The sequence below is a fragment of the Geobacillus sp. GHH01 genome, from assembly GCF_000336445.1.
GTDB lineage: Bacteria > Bacillota > Bacilli > Bacillales > Anoxybacillaceae > Geobacillus > Geobacillus zalihae.
The window spans coordinates 2,499,078-2,514,732 of the sequence record NC_020210.1 but is presented as its reverse complement, the minus strand read 5'-3'; the positions used below and the strand labels follow the sequence as shown (position 1 = coordinate 2,514,732).

The 15,655-nt window shown below is 55.1% G+C and carries 17 protein-coding genes and 1 riboswitch; of the genes, 13 read left to right on the top strand and 4 right to left on the bottom strand.

Annotation, left to right across the window (positions count from 1 at the left end):
* The first annotated feature begins 209 nt into the window (after positions 1–209).
* On the top strand, positions 210–1,343 hold the full coding sequence (locus tag GHH_RS12385; RefSeq protein ID WP_015375399.1) for a class I SAM-dependent methyltransferase: 1,134 nt from the start codon (positions 210–212) through the stop codon (positions 1,341–1,343).
* Between the two features lie 83 nt (positions 1,344–1,426).
* Here the strand turns inward: GHH_RS12385 and GHH_RS12380 are convergent, their stop codons facing one another.
* Both GHH_RS12380 and GHH_RS12375 read right to left on the bottom strand, forming a co-directional pair.
* On the bottom strand, positions 1,427–1,669 hold the full coding sequence (locus tag GHH_RS12380) for a DUF2626 family protein (RefSeq protein WP_008879854.1): 243 nt from the start codon (positions 1,667–1,669) through the stop codon (positions 1,427–1,429).
* Between the two features lie 155 nt (positions 1,670–1,824).
* Entirely contained in the window at positions 1,825–2,523 is a 699-nt protein-coding gene (locus GHH_RS12375) for a metalloregulator ArsR/SmtB family transcription factor (RefSeq protein WP_015375398.1), read from the bottom strand.
* A 192-nt stretch (positions 2,524–2,715) separates the two neighbouring features.
* Here GHH_RS12375 and comGA point away from each other — a divergent pair, with 192 nt between their 5' ends.
* The 8 genes from comGA to GHH_RS12335 all read left to right on the top strand — a co-directional run bounded on the left by comGA (position 2,716) and on the right by GHH_RS12335 (position 7,142).
* Complete coding sequence (gene comGA, locus GHH_RS12370) at positions 2,716–3,789, top strand: competence type IV pilus ATPase ComGA (protein WP_015375397.1); 1,074 nt, start codon at positions 2,716–2,718, stop codon at positions 3,787–3,789.
* Positions 3,786–4,814, top strand: coding sequence for a competence type IV pilus assembly protein ComGB (comGB, locus tag GHH_RS12365; protein WP_015375396.1), 1,029 nt, complete (start codon positions 3,786–3,788; stop codon positions 4,812–4,814). The genes comGA and comGB overlap by 4 nt, the downstream gene beginning before the upstream one ends.
* Positions 4,815–4,993: 179 nt before the next feature.
* Positions 4,994–5,290: a competence type IV pilus major pilin ComGC gene (gene comGC, locus GHH_RS12360; RefSeq protein ID WP_015375395.1), complete on the top strand. Its 297-nt coding sequence runs from the start codon at positions 4,994–4,996 to the stop codon at positions 5,288–5,290.
* Positions 5,280–5,717 carry a competence type IV pilus minor pilin ComGD gene (gene comGD / locus GHH_RS12355; RefSeq protein ID WP_015375394.1) on the top strand — a complete coding sequence of 146 codons (438 nt, stop codon included), beginning with the start codon at positions 5,280–5,282 and terminating at the stop codon, positions 5,715–5,717. The genes comGC and comGD overlap by 11 nt, the downstream gene beginning before the upstream one ends.
* The gene (locus GHH_RS12350) at positions 5,701–6,027 is read left to right on the top strand and encodes a type II secretion system protein (RefSeq protein ID WP_015375393.1); all 327 of its coding nucleotides are present in this window, start codon (positions 5,701–5,703) and stop codon (positions 6,025–6,027) included. The genes comGD and GHH_RS12350 overlap by 17 nt, the downstream gene beginning before the upstream one ends.
* Entirely contained in the window at positions 6,006–6,452 is a 447-nt protein-coding gene (comGF, locus tag GHH_RS12345; protein ID WP_012820554.1) for a competence type IV pilus minor pilin ComGF, read from the top strand. The genes GHH_RS12350 and comGF overlap by 22 nt, the downstream gene beginning before the upstream one ends.
* A 75-nt stretch (positions 6,453–6,527) precedes the next feature.
* The gene (gene comGG, locus GHH_RS12340; protein ID WP_012820555.1) at positions 6,528–6,917 is read left to right on the top strand and encodes a competence type IV pilus minor pilin ComGG; all 390 of its coding nucleotides are present in this window, start codon (positions 6,528–6,530) and stop codon (positions 6,915–6,917) included.
* A gap of 45 nt (positions 6,918–6,962) precedes the next feature.
* Positions 6,963–7,142, top strand: coding sequence for a YqzE family protein (locus GHH_RS12335; RefSeq protein ID WP_011231910.1), 180 nt, complete (start codon positions 6,963–6,965; stop codon positions 7,140–7,142).
* A gap of 102 nt (positions 7,143–7,244) precedes the next feature.
* Here the strand turns inward: GHH_RS12335 and GHH_RS12330 are convergent, their stop codons facing one another.
* Both GHH_RS12330 and GHH_RS12325 read right to left on the bottom strand, forming a co-directional pair.
* On the bottom strand, positions 7,245–8,039 hold the full coding sequence (locus GHH_RS12330) for a YqhG family protein (RefSeq protein WP_011231909.1): 795 nt from the start codon (positions 8,037–8,039) through the stop codon (positions 7,245–7,247).
* Positions 8,026–9,690 carry a DEAD/DEAH box helicase gene (locus GHH_RS12325; RefSeq protein WP_015375392.1) on the bottom strand — a complete coding sequence of 555 codons (1,665 nt, stop codon included), beginning with the start codon at positions 9,688–9,690 and terminating at the stop codon, positions 8,026–8,028. The genes GHH_RS12330 and GHH_RS12325 overlap by 14 nt, the downstream gene beginning before the upstream one ends.
* A gap of 219 nt (positions 9,691–9,909) precedes the next feature.
* Positions 9,910–9,998: riboswitch (glycine riboswitch) on the top strand.
* Positions 9,999–10,185: 187 nt separating this feature from the next.
* Between GHH_RS12325 and gcvT the strand changes: the two genes are divergently transcribed.
* From gcvT to GHH_RS12305, 4 genes are all read left to right on the top strand, one after another.
* On the top strand, positions 10,186–11,280 hold the full coding sequence (gcvT, locus tag GHH_RS12320; protein ID WP_015375391.1) for a glycine cleavage system aminomethyltransferase GcvT: 1,095 nt from the start codon (positions 10,186–10,188) through the stop codon (positions 11,278–11,280).
* A gap of 35 nt (positions 11,281–11,315) precedes the next feature.
* Complete coding sequence (gene gcvPA, locus GHH_RS12315) at positions 11,316–12,662, top strand: aminomethyl-transferring glycine dehydrogenase subunit GcvPA (RefSeq protein WP_011231906.1); 1,347 nt, start codon at positions 11,316–11,318, stop codon at positions 12,660–12,662.
* Positions 12,655–14,127: an aminomethyl-transferring glycine dehydrogenase subunit GcvPB gene (gene gcvPB, locus GHH_RS12310; RefSeq protein WP_015375390.1), complete on the top strand. Its 1,473-nt coding sequence runs from the start codon at positions 12,655–12,657 to the stop codon at positions 14,125–14,127. The genes gcvPA and gcvPB overlap by 8 nt, the downstream gene beginning before the upstream one ends.
* Positions 14,128–14,440: 313 nt before the next feature.
* On the top strand, positions 14,441–15,628 hold the full coding sequence (locus GHH_RS12305; RefSeq protein ID WP_014196334.1) for an ROK family protein: 1,188 nt from the start codon (positions 14,441–14,443) through the stop codon (positions 15,626–15,628).
* The last annotated feature ends 27 nt before the right edge of the window (positions 15,629–15,655 follow it).

Below are 15,655 nucleotides of genomic sequence, written 5' to 3'. Positions count from 1 at the left end.
AAAAAAACCCTTCTTAGCCGCGCCAAGAAGGGTTTTTGGGGGATGTTCTATCCACAATAATGGGAGGGGATATAGTTAAGCTGCTACTATAACAATATATGATTATTTTCACTATGTCAACAGTAAAAAAGTGAACGACTCCCACTTCACTTTGCTTGAGGCGGGAGCTTCTTTCGGAATGATGAGGAAGACGGGGTAGAGAAATGGTGATGGATCGATTGTATGAACAGATTGCCGCGGCGCCGGGTGGGCGGGTGTCGTACGCCGATTACATGCAGATGGCTCTTTACGATGAACGATTCGGCTACTATATGCGAGAACGGGCGAAAATCGGCAAGGGAGGCGATTTTTTTACGAACAGCTCATTCGCGCCGGTGTTTGGCAAAGCGCTTGCTTCGCTTTGGGTTCGGATGGTGGAACAGAGCGGCCTGCCGCCGGCTGTTTGCGAGTGGGGGGGCGGAGACGGAAGATTGGCGCTTTCGGTATTGGAAGAATGGAAGAAAAAAAGTCCACATACATACGACCGCTTGTCGTATACGATCATCGACCAAAGCCCGTTCCACCGCCGGCGCCAGCGCGAAACGCTTCAACCCGCAGCCGAGAAGGTGGAGCAATATGACGATGTCTCTCGCTGGCTGGCCGAGCGTGGGCCGTTTTCCGGCATTGTGTTTAGCAACGAATTTTTTGATGCATTTCCCGTTCACGTCATTGTAAAGGAAGGCGGCGTTTTGCACGAATGTTTTGTCGCCGCCCGCGATGGCCGGCTCGTTGAAGAAAAGGCGCCGCTTTGCCGTCCCGCTATTGTCCGCTATTTACATGAGCGCGGATTGGATCTTGCTGAAGGGCAAAGGCTTGAGGTGCCTCTCGCGATGAAGGCGTTTTGGCTCGAGGTTGGGACGCTGTTTCATCAGGCGGTGATGGTGACGATCGACTATGGCTATACGGACGAACAGCTGCGCGCCCCGGCGCGGCGGCATGGAAGCTTGCGCGGATATTTCCGTCATCAGCTTGTTGCCGACCCGCTTCGCCATCCGGGGGAGATGGACTTGACGAGCCATGTACAATGGGATGCGTTTCGCTTGTACGCCCGTCAGGCCGGGTGGGAGGAAGTGGCGTTCGTTCGCCAAGATCGGTTTTTGCTCGCAGCCGGCCTTTTGCATGAATGGGACGTTTCAGAAGGCGGCGATTTCTTTTCGCCGGCAAGCCGCCAAAATCGAATGATCCGCGCGCTGATCGCCGACGATGGCGTCAGCCGCTTTTTTGACGTGCTGATCTTGCAGAAAGGGATGAGTTTTGCCGCGCGCGACTTTTGGCCAGCGCCCGAGTTTTTGCCGGCCGATTAACGGCTTCCTTCGCTGATCTGCAATGGAGAAAAGGAGTTCTGGTCAAAGCGGCAAAAAAACAGGCAGGAGGTTCTGCCTGTTTTTTATTCGCCCATGCCGGGCACCATCATAAACGTCGTCCAATACGTAAACGCCGCGAAGAAGATCGTCAAATACGCCCCGAAAATGTAAATGTACATTCTTTCGGTCAGCTTTAAAAAGCCGAGGAACAGGAAAAACACCGTTTGCCCAAAGAAGATGAGCGACGTCGTATGCATGTGGCCGAGGTAAAACATGACAGCAAAAATGCCGGTCCAAAAGGCGAGCACGCGGAACATGCGGTCCATTCTATATCCCTCCTTTGTTTGAAACCATTGGTCCTTACTTATTATAATGTACAACGATTGGGAATGTAAATAACGCTTTCGGACAAGGGGCAAGAAATAAAGCTAAGGCCGGCCGTTGATTTTTTCAGACAAAAAAGAAGGAAGGAGGGACGCTGTCACGGACGGATGACGATGCGGTAGGCGCAGCGATGGCTGCCTTCCATCATATTTTCCGTTTCCGTTACTTCAGCACCGGCAAACAGCGTCTCGACCATTCCTTCCAAAAAGGAGTGATGCATACCGCAAACCGTATCAGGTGCTTGCGCTGCGATTTCCTTGAACGGGCAGTTGAAAATATCGAGGTATAGCACTCCTTTTTCTTCATCATGGTGCAACTGCGGCAAACATCCAGCCGCTTCGGCCGCTTCTTCCATTATAGCGATTTTGTCTGCCATGGTGAGCGCGCTCGCTGCGCTGTTATGCGGCAAACGGCTGGCGACGAGCTCACGGCCGAATCGTCTTCCTGTTTCACGCAACGCCTCGCTTCCAACGGGACCGAGTTTGGCCATCGTTTGAATGGCGATGCGGGCGAGGAGTTGATAATCGCGGAACGGAAAATACAGCCCGATCACTTCGTCGGACAGCCGATACAGCCGGCTCGGCCGTCCGCCTTTTCCCGTTTTTTGCGTATCCGATACGACCATTCGAACGTCCTCAAGCTTCGTTAAGTGCAGGCGTGCGACATTTGGATGGATATGGAATTTTTCTGCGATTTCTTGAACGGAAACTTCGCGATGCACTTTTGCCATGTATTCATAAATATGAAATCTTGTCGGGTCAGACAATACGCTTGTGATTTTCAATGTTTGTTCCATCGGTTTCCCTCCCAAATGAATCATTGATATGGTTATTATAATGAAATCGTCCAAAGCGAGGAATGATTTTTGTCACTGCTTTCAGTGAGTGGACTGACATTCAAAAAAATTTCACAAAAAAGCTGCGCCAAAAGCAGGATAACGACTCATGCTCGTCGAAATAGAAAGCAACCTGTCGAAAGGAGGGAATCTGTGCTGAACGAGATCGAACAAACGGCAAACCGCCTCCTCGCTGAAGCGGTGCAGCGCCGCGCCTCGGATCTCCACCTCGTTCCGCGCCGCCGTGATGCCGCCGTTCGTCTTCGGCTCGATGGCATGCTTGTCGACGTTGGCGCTCTTCCGAAAGAAACGGCGGAACGCCTCATCGTTCACTTTAAATTTTTAGCCGGCATGGACATCGGGGAACGACGCCGTCCGCAAAGCGGCGCCATGGAAGTAGCGGAGTTTGGGGAAACGGTGTATTTGCGTTTATCGACATTGCCGACGCTCTACGATGAAAGCCTCGTCATTCGACTTCTGCCGCAGCGCCTCTCGCTGCCGCTTCGCGAACTATCCTTATTCTTCCACTCCACCGCACGATTATTTTCCTTTATGCAGCATCCGCAAGGGCTTGTGCTGTTGACCGGCCCGACGGGGTCGGGAAAAACGACGACCCTCTACACCCTTCTTGATCTTTGCCAAGCGGAAAGGCAACGCAACATCATCACGCTTGAAGATCCGATCGAAAAACAGAACGAACGATTGTTGCAAGTGCAAATCAATGAAAAAGCAGGCATCACATACGCCGCCGGGTTAAAAGCGGCGCTGCGCCATGACCCGGATGTGTTGATGGTCGGCGAGATCCGCGATCATGATACGGCGGCCATTGCCATCCGTTCAGCGTTGAGCGGCCATTTGGTCGTCTCGACGATGCACGCCGCCGATGCAGTCGGCGCCGTCTACCGGCTGCATGAATTCGGCATTCCGCTCGGCGATTTGGCTGAGACGCTGCTTGCCGTCTCTGCCCAGCGGCTTGTCGAGCTTTGCTGCCCGTTGTGCGGCGACGATTGCCATCCATCGTGCGGCCGTCTTGGGCGCCGCCGGCGCACGGCTGTTTATGAGTTGCTTTGCGGTTCAGCCCTGGAGGACGTGATTCATTTTCTCTCCAATGGGAGAGGGAAGCCCAAGCGCTCTTATATGACGCTCGCTCGCTTGATCCGCAAGGGGATTGCGCTCGGCTACCTGCCCGTCCGCATGCTTGAGCTCGTCGGAGGGGAAGAAAGATGAAACGCAAAATGTGGCCGCTTGTTGAACAGGCGTTGTTTTTCACCCGGCTCGGCCGGCTGCTCGAACGCGGTTACCCCCTTGGGCAAGCGCTTGAGTTTTTGGCCATCCAAGCTCCAACACACCGGCGGCTGGAAATAGAGCGCTGCCTGCAGCAGCTGCGCGCCGGGCTGCCGCTGTTTGCGGCTGTCGAAGCGCTGTCGGTCGATCGCATGGCGGTTAACCTTCTCTTTTTTGCCGAACGGCATGGCGACTTGCCGCGCGGCATGGCAGAGACAGGGGAAACGCTGGCGCAAAAAGCGCGCTTCCACGAGCAGCTTCGCCGCTTCAGCCGCTATCCGATGTTCCTTCTTTCTTTGCTCATCATCATGCTCGTCTTGATGGAATGGTGGCTGCTGCCGCAGTTTGAACGGGCGGCGGCGGCGTTTTCTCCACAACGCGGGCACACCGCTTGGCTGCTTGCGGTGGTCGCCCATGCCCCTATGGCGATGGCGGCCATCGCCGTCTTGGCGGTGTTCTCCGGGCTGTTTTACACCGCTTATTTCCGCCGCTGGCCGGTCTCCCGAAAACTTCAATTCGCCTTGCGAATTCCAGGGCTTGCTTCGTTTCTGAGACTGTTCCTCACCTGCCTGACTGCCCGACAGCTCGGGCGCTTGCTGCAGGCCGGGTTGTCGGTTTATGATGCGCTCGGCGTGTTCAGCGAGCCGTCGTCCTGGCCATTTTTGCAAATGGAAGGCCGGCGCCTTCGCCACGGGTTGATGAAAGGGATGGCGCTTGACAGATTAATCGGCGCCGCCCGCTATTACGAACAAGAGCTGGCGCTTGTCATCCGCCACGGCCAGTCGAACGGCGAGCTTGGCAAAGAACTTGAACATTACAGCGAGTTTTTGCTGCAGGTGATGGAGCAGCGAATCGAGTCGGTCTTAAAACGCATGCAGCCGCTTTTATTGGCGGTCGTTGGCTCGTTTGTTGTCGGCCTGTATTTGGCGATTTTGCTGCCGATGTTTTCGATGTTGAATGAAATGTGACAAGAATGGGACGGCTCTGTAGGAACAAGATGCTCAATCTTGGTGTGTTGCTCTTTGAGGAAGAGGCGCGCCCCTCGCCTCCTAAGGCTCAATCGACGAACAGATTCGATGGTCAATAGCCTGAACCGGTCATTCGCTAGATTCTATTTCTGAAATTTCGCATATGAGGAGGAGCGATGATGAATCAAAAAGGATTTACATTGATCGAAATGCTGATCGTGATGATGGTGATTTCTGTTCTGCTTCTGATTGCCATTCCGAATATAACCAAGCACAACAGCATGATCAATTCGAAAGGATGCGAGGCGTTTTTGAACACCGTGCAAGCGCAGGTGAAAGCGTATGAGATGGAGCATAACAAAATTCCGACGGTGCAGGAATTGCTCGCTGGCCGCTATATCAAGTCGGACAAATGTCCGAACGGTCATGCGATCCAAATCAGCACGAACGGCGATGTGAGTGAAAGTGGCTCGTAACGGCGGGTTTACGCTGCTTGAGATGCTGATCGTTTTCTCGGTGGTGCTCGTGCTTGCCGGGCTGGCTGTTCCGACGCTTGGCGGCGCTGTGCGCCATCAAGAGGAGATGTATATGCTGGCTGTGCTGCGCGCGGATTTGTATGGCGCGCAGCAGCATGCCATCGCCCGGCGGGTGAATGTAGCGGTTTTTTTTACAGACGGCGGCGCTGGGTACAAGGCGATTGATGCAACGAGCGGCCGGCAGATTGTCGCTCGTTCGCTCCCTTCTCCGTGGCGGTTTCGGCTCGGCACGCTGCGCAATCCGCTCATCTTTACTGACAACGGCAACATTGAACGGGCTGGAACTATTTGGATAGGGGGTGGCCAAATAACTTATAAAGTCACCTTTTTGCTGGGGAAAGGGCGATTTTATGTGCAAAAAATGTAGCGGCGGATTTTTGCTTGTTGAAGCGTTGTTCGCTTTGGCGCTGCTATGGACGACAGCGGCCGTTCTTCTTCCGCTGTTGACGCAAATGGCGCATGAGCGCAACAGCCTCATTCTCGAGGAGAAAGCGCGCCGGCTGTTGGCCATCGCGTTGTATGAAGAGCCGCTTGCTGGAGAAACCATGATCGCCGACGGGCGTACGGTATTTCGGCTGCAAGCGAGCGATGAAGGGGGGCGAATGTGGAAAGTATGCGTGCGTTGGAACGATTACGCCGGCCGCGAGATGGAGCGGTGCGGGTATGGCAAGCGGTAGCGGCAAAAGAAAACGGGTTTACGATGATCGAAGCACTGTTGGCGCTGGCGGCTGCGATGGCGGTGGCGGCGGCCGTTCCGGCGCTGTTGTCCGTCCGCTTGCTGGCTCCGGAGCCGACGGACGCGTTTTCCCGATTGGAATGGCGGCTGTTTGTGCAACAGCTGCAAATCGAGCTGAATGAAACGAAGCAATGGTCGACTGGCGGCCGTGTCCTCTATTTGCAAAAATGGAGCGGTGAGACGGTCAGTTTTTCTGTTGTTGCGTCAAGAGCCGAACTGATCCGCCAGGTGGACGGCGCTGGCAATGAAACGGCGCTCCGTCATGTGCGCACTGTTTCGTACCGCGCCGGCGCACGCGGGATATTTTTGCAAGTGACGGCTGATGACGGCACCGTTTGCGAGGCGTTTGTGGCACGGGCGTTTTAGCGGGCGGCTTGTACGGTGAGACCCCCTTGACCGCCGCTTCCCCCTTTTAGACTGGAAAAACGAGGGGAAGGGGAAATGGGTCGACAAGATGGCGTCATGTTTCCGATTGTGGCTGTTGTTTCTTTGTTGCTTGTCTTTTCTGTCATGCATGTCTTGCTCCTCTATGAAGCGGAACGACAGGCGGCTTATGCGGCCCGGCAGGCAGCCGAGGCGGACGAGCTTGTGCAGATGGCCGTGTTTGACGTAAAAGAACGCATCGCATCAGCCGATCCGTCGACCGCGGGAGAGGCTGGGGAATGGACCTATCCGCGCGGAATGGCCGCCTACCGGTGGGTGCGGGAAGATGCAGCGCACGTTCGGGTTTCTTTGTCCATCCGTTCGGCCTCTGGGCTGAGGCGCGCTGTCATGTTTACTGTCACGCTTCCGGCGCTTCATATTGTCGAATGGAGCGAGCAAAACGGTTAAAAGAGGAAAGAAGCGGAAAAACTAAAAGAAAAAAGGGGGGATTTGATGGCGGTCAACGATTATGTCAAGTTTGTCACCCAACAGTTTGTCGCCTACATGGACTTGCCGAAAGAGGAGCGGAGGCAGCGGCGTCAGGTGCGGAAACAAGAGCAGCTTCCGCTTTCATACCGCTTGTTTGGCATGGTGCCGCTTTCGCTTCGCTTGCTGTTTCGGCGCCGCCCGTAGCAGCCGCCCGCTGGCCTAGGCCGGCGGGCGGTTTTCGTGCCGACGGAAGGGAGTTCGTCGGTTTGAGCGCTGTGAGCCGGATGGACCCATCCCGGGGTTGATTCACGATGAGCGGGGCAGCAAATAAAACAGTCCGCCGTTGATGACGGAAACGGTGATGCGCGGCTTGTACTGCTTTTCCAACGCTTCCTTCTCAATATAATAGCACTCCGGCTTTTCTTCGCAGTCTTTGTAAAATTCATCAAGCAACGCCAAATCGTCGGCCCAGCGTCGGCGCGCCTCATCCGCCCACGCATGGTTGTCGGCGGCGATGCGGCTGCGTATGTATTGCTCGAGACGGCCGATGCCGCTTCTCGGTTTAATGAGCGGGGAGATGGTGAAACAGTAATCAGGGATTTTCGGCGTCAGCCGTCGCTCGCGCATCCGCTCATGAAACGACTCGACGATCGTTCCGCTAATGAGATGAAGGCCAAGGGAGACGATTTCATCTTTTTTTCGGTCGCATTCGTACGAAATCGTGACGTTCATGCCGAGCCATGGATGGAGGGCGGCGTTGCCGTCCAAAGGCGCGCTTGGCTCCTCATACAGGCGGATGAAGCTGCCGCGTTTTTGCGCTGAGCGGAACAGCTGGTGCAGCCGGGGAGCGCCGAAATGGAGGCGCTCGCCTTTGAGTTTGTCCGTCCGCTCGCTCGCGCGGGTGATGAGCGTCAGTCGCATCGGCTGCGGCACGCCGCCTGTCCGTTCAATATAATGCCAGTAAAACGGCCGATTCATCAGTTCTTTGTCCATTTCTGCCGTCAGCTGCACGGTGAGGTAGTCGTCGCTTGCTTCCACAAACGTGCAGCCGTTGGCCGCAAAATAGCGTTCGACAAAGCGGCGGATTTCATGTTGCTGCATGCCGCTCTCCTCCTTCCTTTCCAAGCTGCTCCGCCAGCTCGATCATCGCGACGATGTTTTCCATTTTGATTTTCATCTCCCCTTCGCTTCGTGAATGAACGAAGGCGTCTTCGAAGTAGCGCTCCAGGTTGGCGAGGTTCATTTTCGCCAAAATGTCGTCCAGCTCGCCGACGACTCGTTCGAACAGGCGGATTTTTTCGTACAGAAGCGTTAAAATATGTTCTTCGACCGTCTGTTTGACAGCGAAGTTATAAATGTAGACGTCATCCGTCTGCCCGAGCCGGTGGACGCGGCCGATTCGCTGCTCAAGGCGCATCGGGTTCCACGGCAAGTCGTAGTTGATGACATAGCGGCAAAACTGCAAGTTGATGCCCTCGCCGCCCGCCTCGGTGGCGATGAACACTTGGGCGTGGTGTTTAAACAGTTCCTGCATCCAGTCTTTTTTGCCGCGCCGGAAGCCGCCGCGAAACGGAACGGACGAGATGCCGTGCTGCTTTAAAAACCATTGCAAGTAAAGCTGCGTCGCCCGGTATTCCGTGAAAATAATGACTTTGTCATGAATGGAACGGATGAGCTCGAGCGCTTTTTCCGCCTTTGAGTTCGTCGTGACGGCGTTGATTTTTTCCAATACGCGTTCAAGCGGCTCCGGAACCGCTCCGCTGCATTTATCGATCATGTTTTTGATCGTGAGAAACAGCGCCTCGCGGCTGCTGCACGCCTCACGAAGAAGCGTGATGAGCGAAAACGAGCCGGCGAACGATTCGCGGCGGAGCGCCTTGACCGCTTCATACAGTTCCCGCTCCTCATTCGTAAACTCGATCAGCACCGGTTCAACGTGGCGCTTCGCCCATTCGATCGGCGTATCGGCGCGGCGGTTGCGGATCATCACTTTGTTGACGAGCGCTTTTAAATGGTCGTTCGTCTGTACGGCCCGCGTTTTTCCGTACGTTTTGGCAAACTGTTCCGAGCTGCCTAAATGGCCGGGTTTCAACAGCGAGACGAGGTTGAAAATTTCTTCGATCCGGTTTTGGATCGGCGTCGCTGTCAGGAGCAAACAAAACTTCTTTTTTAAATTTTGCACAAACTCGTAGTTTTTCGTTTTGTTATTTTTCAGTTTGTGCGCCTCGTCGATGATGATCATGTCGTACGACTGCCCGTAGATGATGTCACGGTGCGGCGGTTTTTTCGCCGTGTCGATCGAGGAAACGACGATATCGCACTGCTCCCAGACGTAGCTCTTTTTCTGCTGGACGGCCGGGATGAAAAATTTTTCGTTCAACTCTCTCACCCATTGCGAAACAAGGGAGGCGGGAACGAGAATCAGCGCTTTTTTCACAAGGCCGCGAATCATATATTCTTTTAAGACGAGCCCGGCCTCGATCGTTTTTCCAAGCCCGACTTCATCCGCCAAAATGGCTTTGCCGTTCATCTCCTCGACGACGCGGCGCGCCACTTCAAGCTGGTGCGGAAGGATCGTCAAGTGGGGCAGGTGTTTGGGCGCCTGCAAGCCATGAAATTCTGGGACGCTTAAATGATGGGCGGCCTCAAGCGCCAGTTCGTACATTTCCCAGCTCGCCCACGGACCGTCTTTTTCGACGCGTGCCAAAAATTCCTCCTTCCATGTTTCATCCATTTCAAGGTCAATGTTCATGGCGATCCCCTTCCCTTGTTGCGAATGTTTATATAGATTGCATGTGGTATGTTGGGTAAAACAAGAACATTATTATGACTAATTGCCATGAAAGTTCGATTATTTCCTATTGCCCTTTGACTGTGATTGATGGTAGTATAAATTTAGAACATTCTCATGACTCGTTGATCAGGGTGTTTGTTAGTATGCCCGATATGGAAACAATTTATTGATGGGCGGATGACGGCAAGGGGAGAGACTACGGAATGTAGCGCCGAAGGAGCAAGCGGAAACGCGAATCTCTCAGGCAAAAAGACTCTTGCTTGACGCAGCTCTGGAGAGCGCCTGCGTTCACGCAGGCCACCCAAGAGGAAACCGATCGGCCCCATGGACCGCGAACGGACGCGCCAAACGGGCCGGCGGGAAACTTTCAGGTGCCAGGACAGAGCCCCCTTACTTGTTGATAGGGGGAAGTCTGTCCTTTTTTGTGTGACGTGGATCAAAGGAGGGAATCAGATGCTAAAGCGCACGCCCCTATTCTCGGTGTACGCCCGTTACGGCGCCAAAACGATTGAATTTGGCGGCTGGGAAATGCCGGTGCAGTTTTCCAGCATAAAGGAAGAACATGAGGCTGTAAGAACGCGCGCCGGGCTGTTTGACGTCTCCCATATGGGGGAAATTGTCGTCCGCGGCCGTGGGAGCCTCGCGTTTTTGCAAAAGCTCATGACCAATGACGTCGCCAAACTGCGGCCCGGCCGGGCGCAATATACGCTCATGTGCTATGAGGACGGCGGCACAGTCGATGATTTGCTCATCTATCAAAAAGGAGAGAATGACTACTTGCTGGTCGTCAACGCGGCGAATACGGAAAAAGACTTCGCTTGGCTAAGCGGGCATGTTGAGGGCGACGTCGAGCTTCAAGATGTATCGTCCGAAACGGCTCAGCTTGCCTTGCAAGGGCCGGCAGCGGAGCGCGTCTTGCAGCGATTGACGGATTTTGATTTGGCGGCGCTGCGCCCGTTTTCATTCGCTGACGGCGTCGAAGTCTCGGGCGTGAAGGCGCTCGTTTCGCGCACCGGCTATACGGGGGAAGACGGGTTTGAGCTATATTGTAAAGCGGAAGACGCCGCCGCGCTATGGGAGGCGATCCTAGCGGCCGGAGCTCGTGACAGCGTTCTCCCATGCGGACTGGGGGCGCGCGATACGCTCCGCTTTGAAGCATGCCTGCCGCTTTACGGTCAAGAGCTGTCCGACTCGATTTCACCAGTTGAAGCCGGGCTTGGTTTTGCCGTCAAAACGGAAAAAGAGCCGCCGTTTATCGGTCAAGCTGTATTGAAACGGCAAAAAGAGGAAGGGCCGCCGCGCCGGCTCGTCGGCATTGAAATGATCGACAGAGGCATTCCGCGCCACGGATACCTTGTATTTGCCGACGGCGAAGAGGTCGGGTTCGTCACGACCGGCACGCAGTCGCCGACGCTGAAGAAAAACATCGGCTTGGCCTTGGTGAAAGCGGATGTGGCTGCCATCGGCCGGGAGGTGGAGGTGGACATCCGCGGCAAGCGGCTGAAAGCGAACATCGTGCCGATTCCGTTTTACAGGCGGGCCAAGTGACGATTCCAAAGCGACAAGGAAAGGGGAAAAACGCAGTGCTCCATCGTTATTTGCCGATGACGGAAGAAGACAAACAGGAGATGCTGAAGACGATCGGCGTTGCCTCGATTGACGACTTGTTTGCCGATATTCCAGAACAAGTCCGCTTCCGCGGCGAGCTGAAGGTGAAACCGGCCAAATCCGAGCCGGAGCTGTGGAAAGAGCTTGCGGCCTTAGCGGAAAAAAACGCCAGCGTAAAACAATACGTTTCCTTTTTAGGAGCCGGGGTGTACGACCATTATATTCCGGCTGTCGTCGACCATGTCCTGTCGCGCTCTGAATTTTATACGGCCTATACGCCGTATCAACCGGAAATTTCCCAAGGCGAGCTGCAGGCGATTTTTGAGTTTCAAACGATGGTGTGCGAGTTGACCGGCATGGATGTCGCCAACTCGTCGATGTACGACGGCGGCACGGCGCTTGCCGAAGCGGTGCTTCTTAGCGCCGCGCATACGAAGCGGAAGAAAGTGCTCATCTCGACCGCCGTTCATCCGCAATATCGGGAAGTCGTGCGCACGTACGCCAAAGGACAGAAGCTCGAAGTGAAAGAAATTCCGTATGACGGCGGCATCACCGATCTTAAGGCGCTTGAAGCGGAAATGGGGGATGATGTGGCGTGCGTTGTCGTCCAATACCCGAACTTTTTTGGTCAAATCGAGCCGCTGAAAGCGATCGCGCCGCTTGCGCATGAAAAGAAAAGTTTGTTTGTCGTCGCCAGCAACCCATTGGCGCTTGGTGTGTTGACTCCACCCGGAGCGTTTGGCGCCGACATTGTGGTCGGCGACATGCAGCCATTTGGCATCCCGACGCAATTTGGCGGCCCGCATTGCGGCTATTTCGCTGTCAAAGCGCCGCTCATGCGCAAAATTCCAGGCCGTCTTGTCGGGCAGACGACCGATGAGGACGGGCGCCGCGGGTTTGTCTTGACGCTTCAAGCGCGCGAACAGCACATCCGCCGCGATAAGGCGACATCCAACATTTGCTCCAATCAAGCGTTAAACGCCTTGGCCGCTTCCGTTGCGCTGTCGGCGCTTGGCAAGCGGGGCGTGAAAGAAATGGCGGCGATGAATATTCAAAAAGCGCATTATGCGAAGGTGGAACTTGAAAAGCGCGGACTGTCGTCGCCGTTTGCCGGTCCGTTTTTCAACGAGTTTGTCATCCGGCTTGGACGGCCGGTTTCTGATGTGAACGATCGCCTGCTCGAAAAAGGAATCATCGGCGGCTATGACCTTGGGGCTGACTATCCGGAGCTTGCCGGTCATATGCTTGTTGCTGTCACCGAACTGCGGACAAAAGAAGAAATCGATCGGTTTGTCAATGAATTGGGGGATGGCCATGCGTAACGATCAACCGCTTATTTTCGAACGAAGCAAGCCGGGGCGCATCGCCTACAGCCTGCCAGCGCTTGACGTGCCGGCTGTCGATGTCAGCGAGCTCGTGCCGGCCGATTATCTTCGCACTGAAGAGCCGGAGCTCCCGGAAGTGTCGGAGCTTGACTTAATGCGCCATTATACGGCGCTCTCGAAACGAAACCACGGCGTCGATTCCGGGTTTTACCCGCTCGGGTCGTGCACGATGAAATACAATCCGAAAATCAATGAAAACGTCGCCCGCCTCGCCGGGTTTGCCCACATTCATCCGCTTCAGCCAGAGAAAACGGTGCAAGGGGCGCTTGAGTTGATGTACGACTTGCAAGAGCATTTAAAAGAAATCACAGGCATGGATGCGGTCACCTTGCAACCGGCGGCCGGCGCCCACGGCGAATGGACCGGGCTGATGATGATCCGTGCTTACCATGAAGCAAACGGCGACTTCAACCGGACGAAAGTGATCGTCCCGGATTCAGCGCACGGGACGAACCCAGCGTCGGCAACGGTCGCCGGTTTTGAGACGGTGACGGTCAAATCGACCGCCGATGGACTTGTTGATTTAGAGGACTTAAAGCGCGTCGTCGGTCCGGATACAGCGGCGCTTATGCTCACGAATCCGAATACGCTCGGGCTGTTTGAAGAGCAGATCGTCGAAGTGGCTGAAATCGTCCACGCAGCCGGCGGCAAGCTGTATTATGACGGGGCGAATTTAAACGCCATTCTTGGCAAGGCGCGCCCGGGGGACATGGGCTTTGACGTCGTTCATTTGAACTTGCATAAAACGTTCACCGGCCCGCACGGCGGCGGAGGCCCAGGCTCAGGCCCGGTCGGGGTGAAAGCCGACCTCGTTCCGTTTTTGCCGAAGCCGGTCATCGAAAAAGGAGAAAACGGCTATTATCTCGATGACGACCGCCCGCAGTCGATCGGCCGCGTCAAGCCGTTTTACGGCAATTTCGGCATCAACGTCCGGGCGTACACGTACATCCGCTCGATGGGGCCGGACGGCTTAAAAGCGGTGAGCGAGTACGCCGTGTTAAACGCCAACTATATGATGCGGAGGCTTGCCGACTATTACGATTTGCCGTACGACCGCCATTGCAAGCACGAGTTCGTCCTGTCGGGACGCCGGCAAAAGAAACTCGGCGTCAGAACGCTCGACATTGCCAAACGGCTGCTTGATTTCGGCTTCCATCCGCCGACGATTTACTTCCCGCTCATCGTCGAAGAATGCATGATGATTGAGCCGACGGAGACGGAGTCGAAAGAGACGCTTGACGCGTTTATTGACGCCATGATCCAAATCGCCAAAGAGGCGGAGGAAAATCCGGAAATCGTTCAAGAAGCGCCGCATACGACCGTTGTGAAGCGACTTGATGAAACGACCGCAGCGCGCAAGCCGATTTTGCGCTATCAAAAACCAAAACATAGCGACAACTGATGTTTGAGCATTGATGAGCGCTCGCTCCCTAACGGAGCGGGCCGTTTCTTTGTACGACGGATGAGTCATTGACAGAAATGTTGAATTAGTTTATTATATAAACTAAGATCAAGAAAGAAAAAGCATGTGTCCATATGGAGAAGTTAGCCTTAACAGTCGGTGCACGGGCGCCCGACGGCTTGGGCGAAAAAGCTGATGGTCAAGAGTCGAACACGGCAGGAATCGACGGATGCAGCAACCGCCATAATAGCGAGGCGCCCCTGCCCTTTCGCAAGACACATTCGATCAATCAAATGAAAAGGATGACAGAGACGTGCGGACAGGAAACATTTCTCTTGTAAAAAAAATGAATAAACAGCTCGTCTTAAAATTGATTCGCGACCAGCATCCGATTTCGCGCGCCGATATCGCCAAGACAACCGGATTGAACAAGGCCACTGTCTCCGCGCTTGTTGACGAACTGATCGCCGAGCATTTCGTCCATGAAAGCGGAATCGGCGAGTCAACCGGCGGGCGCCGGCCGCTCATGCTTCGCTTCAACGCCGACGCCGGCTCGCTTATCGGCGTTGAGCTGGGGGTGAACTATTTGTATGCCGTGTTGACCAATTTAAACGCGGACATTCTTTGGGAGCAACGGCGTTCGTTCCGCCCGTCTGAAGGGCAGGAGGCGATCATCGGCGAAATGATGGAGCTCATCGAGGCGGCCATCCGCCGGGCGCCGGCGACGCCGTACGGCGTGATGGGAATCGGCATCGGCGTGCCGGGCGTCGTCCATACCGAAAGCGGGACCGTTGTGTTTGCTCCGAACTTGCGCTGGGACGATGTCGCCTTGGCGGCTGTTTTGCGGCAACGGTGGCCTGAGCGTCCTGTCATTGTCGAGAATGAGGCGAAACTGGCGGCGCTTGGAGAAAAGTGGTTCGGCGCCGGCAACGAGTTCGCCCACTTTGTTTACATCAGCGCCGGAATCGGCATTGGCGCCGGCGTCGTTCTTCACCATCAGCTCTATCGGGGTGTCAGCGGCCTAGCTGGTGAAATCGGCCATCATACGATCGATGTCAACGGCATTCGCTGCAGCTGCGGCAACATCGGCTGCTGGGAAATGTATGCGTCGGAAAAATACATTGAACGCCGTTTGGCTGAAGAAGGGCGTTCCGAATGGCTCGATGAACGCTTTTCCATCGCTGCGATGGCGTTGGCAGCAGAAAGCGATGAACAGTTGGCGCGCATTTTGGAGGAAACGGGGCGCTATCTCGGCGTTGGATTGTTGCAGGTGATTTATGCGTACAATCCAGAAGCAGTCATCATCGGCGGTCCGATTGCCCAAGCGGGCGAGTATGTGATCGGTCCGGCGCGCCAAGAAGTGAGAAAGCGAATTCTCGTCAAAAAAGAAAGCGAGCCGTCCATCATCTCCTCCAAGCTGAAAGAGAAAAGCTGCGCCATCGGCGCGGCTGCTTCGGTGCTTGAGGCGGTCGTCCTGCCGCCGGAATTTGCGGCGGTCTAGCGCATGCGAAAAGAGGCGCCTGCCTGT

Bases quoted from the DNA above. Each gene is read 5' to 3' on its own strand.
- GHH_RS12375 (WP_015375398.1), bottom strand. From the start codon at position 2,523: ATGGAACAAACATTGAAAATCACAAGCGTATTGTCTGACCCGACAAGA.
- GHH_RS12380 (WP_008879854.1), bottom strand. From the start codon at position 1,669: ATGGACCGCATGTTCCGCGTGCTCGCCTTTTGGACCGGCATTTTTGCT.
- GHH_RS12350 (WP_015375393.1), top strand. From the start codon at position 5,701: ATGTGCAAAAAATGTAGCGGCGGATTTTTGCTTGTTGAAGCGTTGTTC.
- gcvPB (WP_015375390.1), top strand. From the start codon at position 12,655: ATGCGTAACGATCAACCGCTTATTTTCGAACGAAGCAAGCCGGGGCGC.
- GHH_RS12385 (WP_015375399.1), top strand. From the start codon at position 210: ATGGATCGATTGTATGAACAGATTGCCGCGGCGCCGGGTGGGCGGGTG.
- GHH_RS12335 (WP_011231910.1), top strand. From the start codon at position 6,963: ATGGCGGTCAACGATTATGTCAAGTTTGTCACCCAACAGTTTGTCGCC.
- comGC (WP_015375395.1), top strand. From the start codon at position 4,994: ATGAATCAAAAAGGATTTACATTGATCGAAATGCTGATCGTGATGATG.
- GHH_RS12325 (WP_015375392.1), bottom strand. From the start codon at position 9,690: ATGAACATTGACCTTGAAATGGATGAAACATGGAAGGAGGAATTTTTG.
- comGG (WP_012820555.1), top strand. From the start codon at position 6,528: ATGGGTCGACAAGATGGCGTCATGTTTCCGATTGTGGCTGTTGTTTCT.
- gcvT (WP_015375391.1), top strand. From the start codon at position 10,186: ATGCTAAAGCGCACGCCCCTATTCTCGGTGTACGCCCGTTACGGCGCC.
- GHH_RS12330 (WP_011231909.1), bottom strand. From the start codon at position 8,039: ATGCAGCAACATGAAATCCGCCGCTTTGTCGAACGCTATTTTGCGGCC.
- comGB (WP_015375396.1), top strand. From the start codon at position 3,786: ATGAAACGCAAAATGTGGCCGCTTGTTGAACAGGCGTTGTTTTTCACC.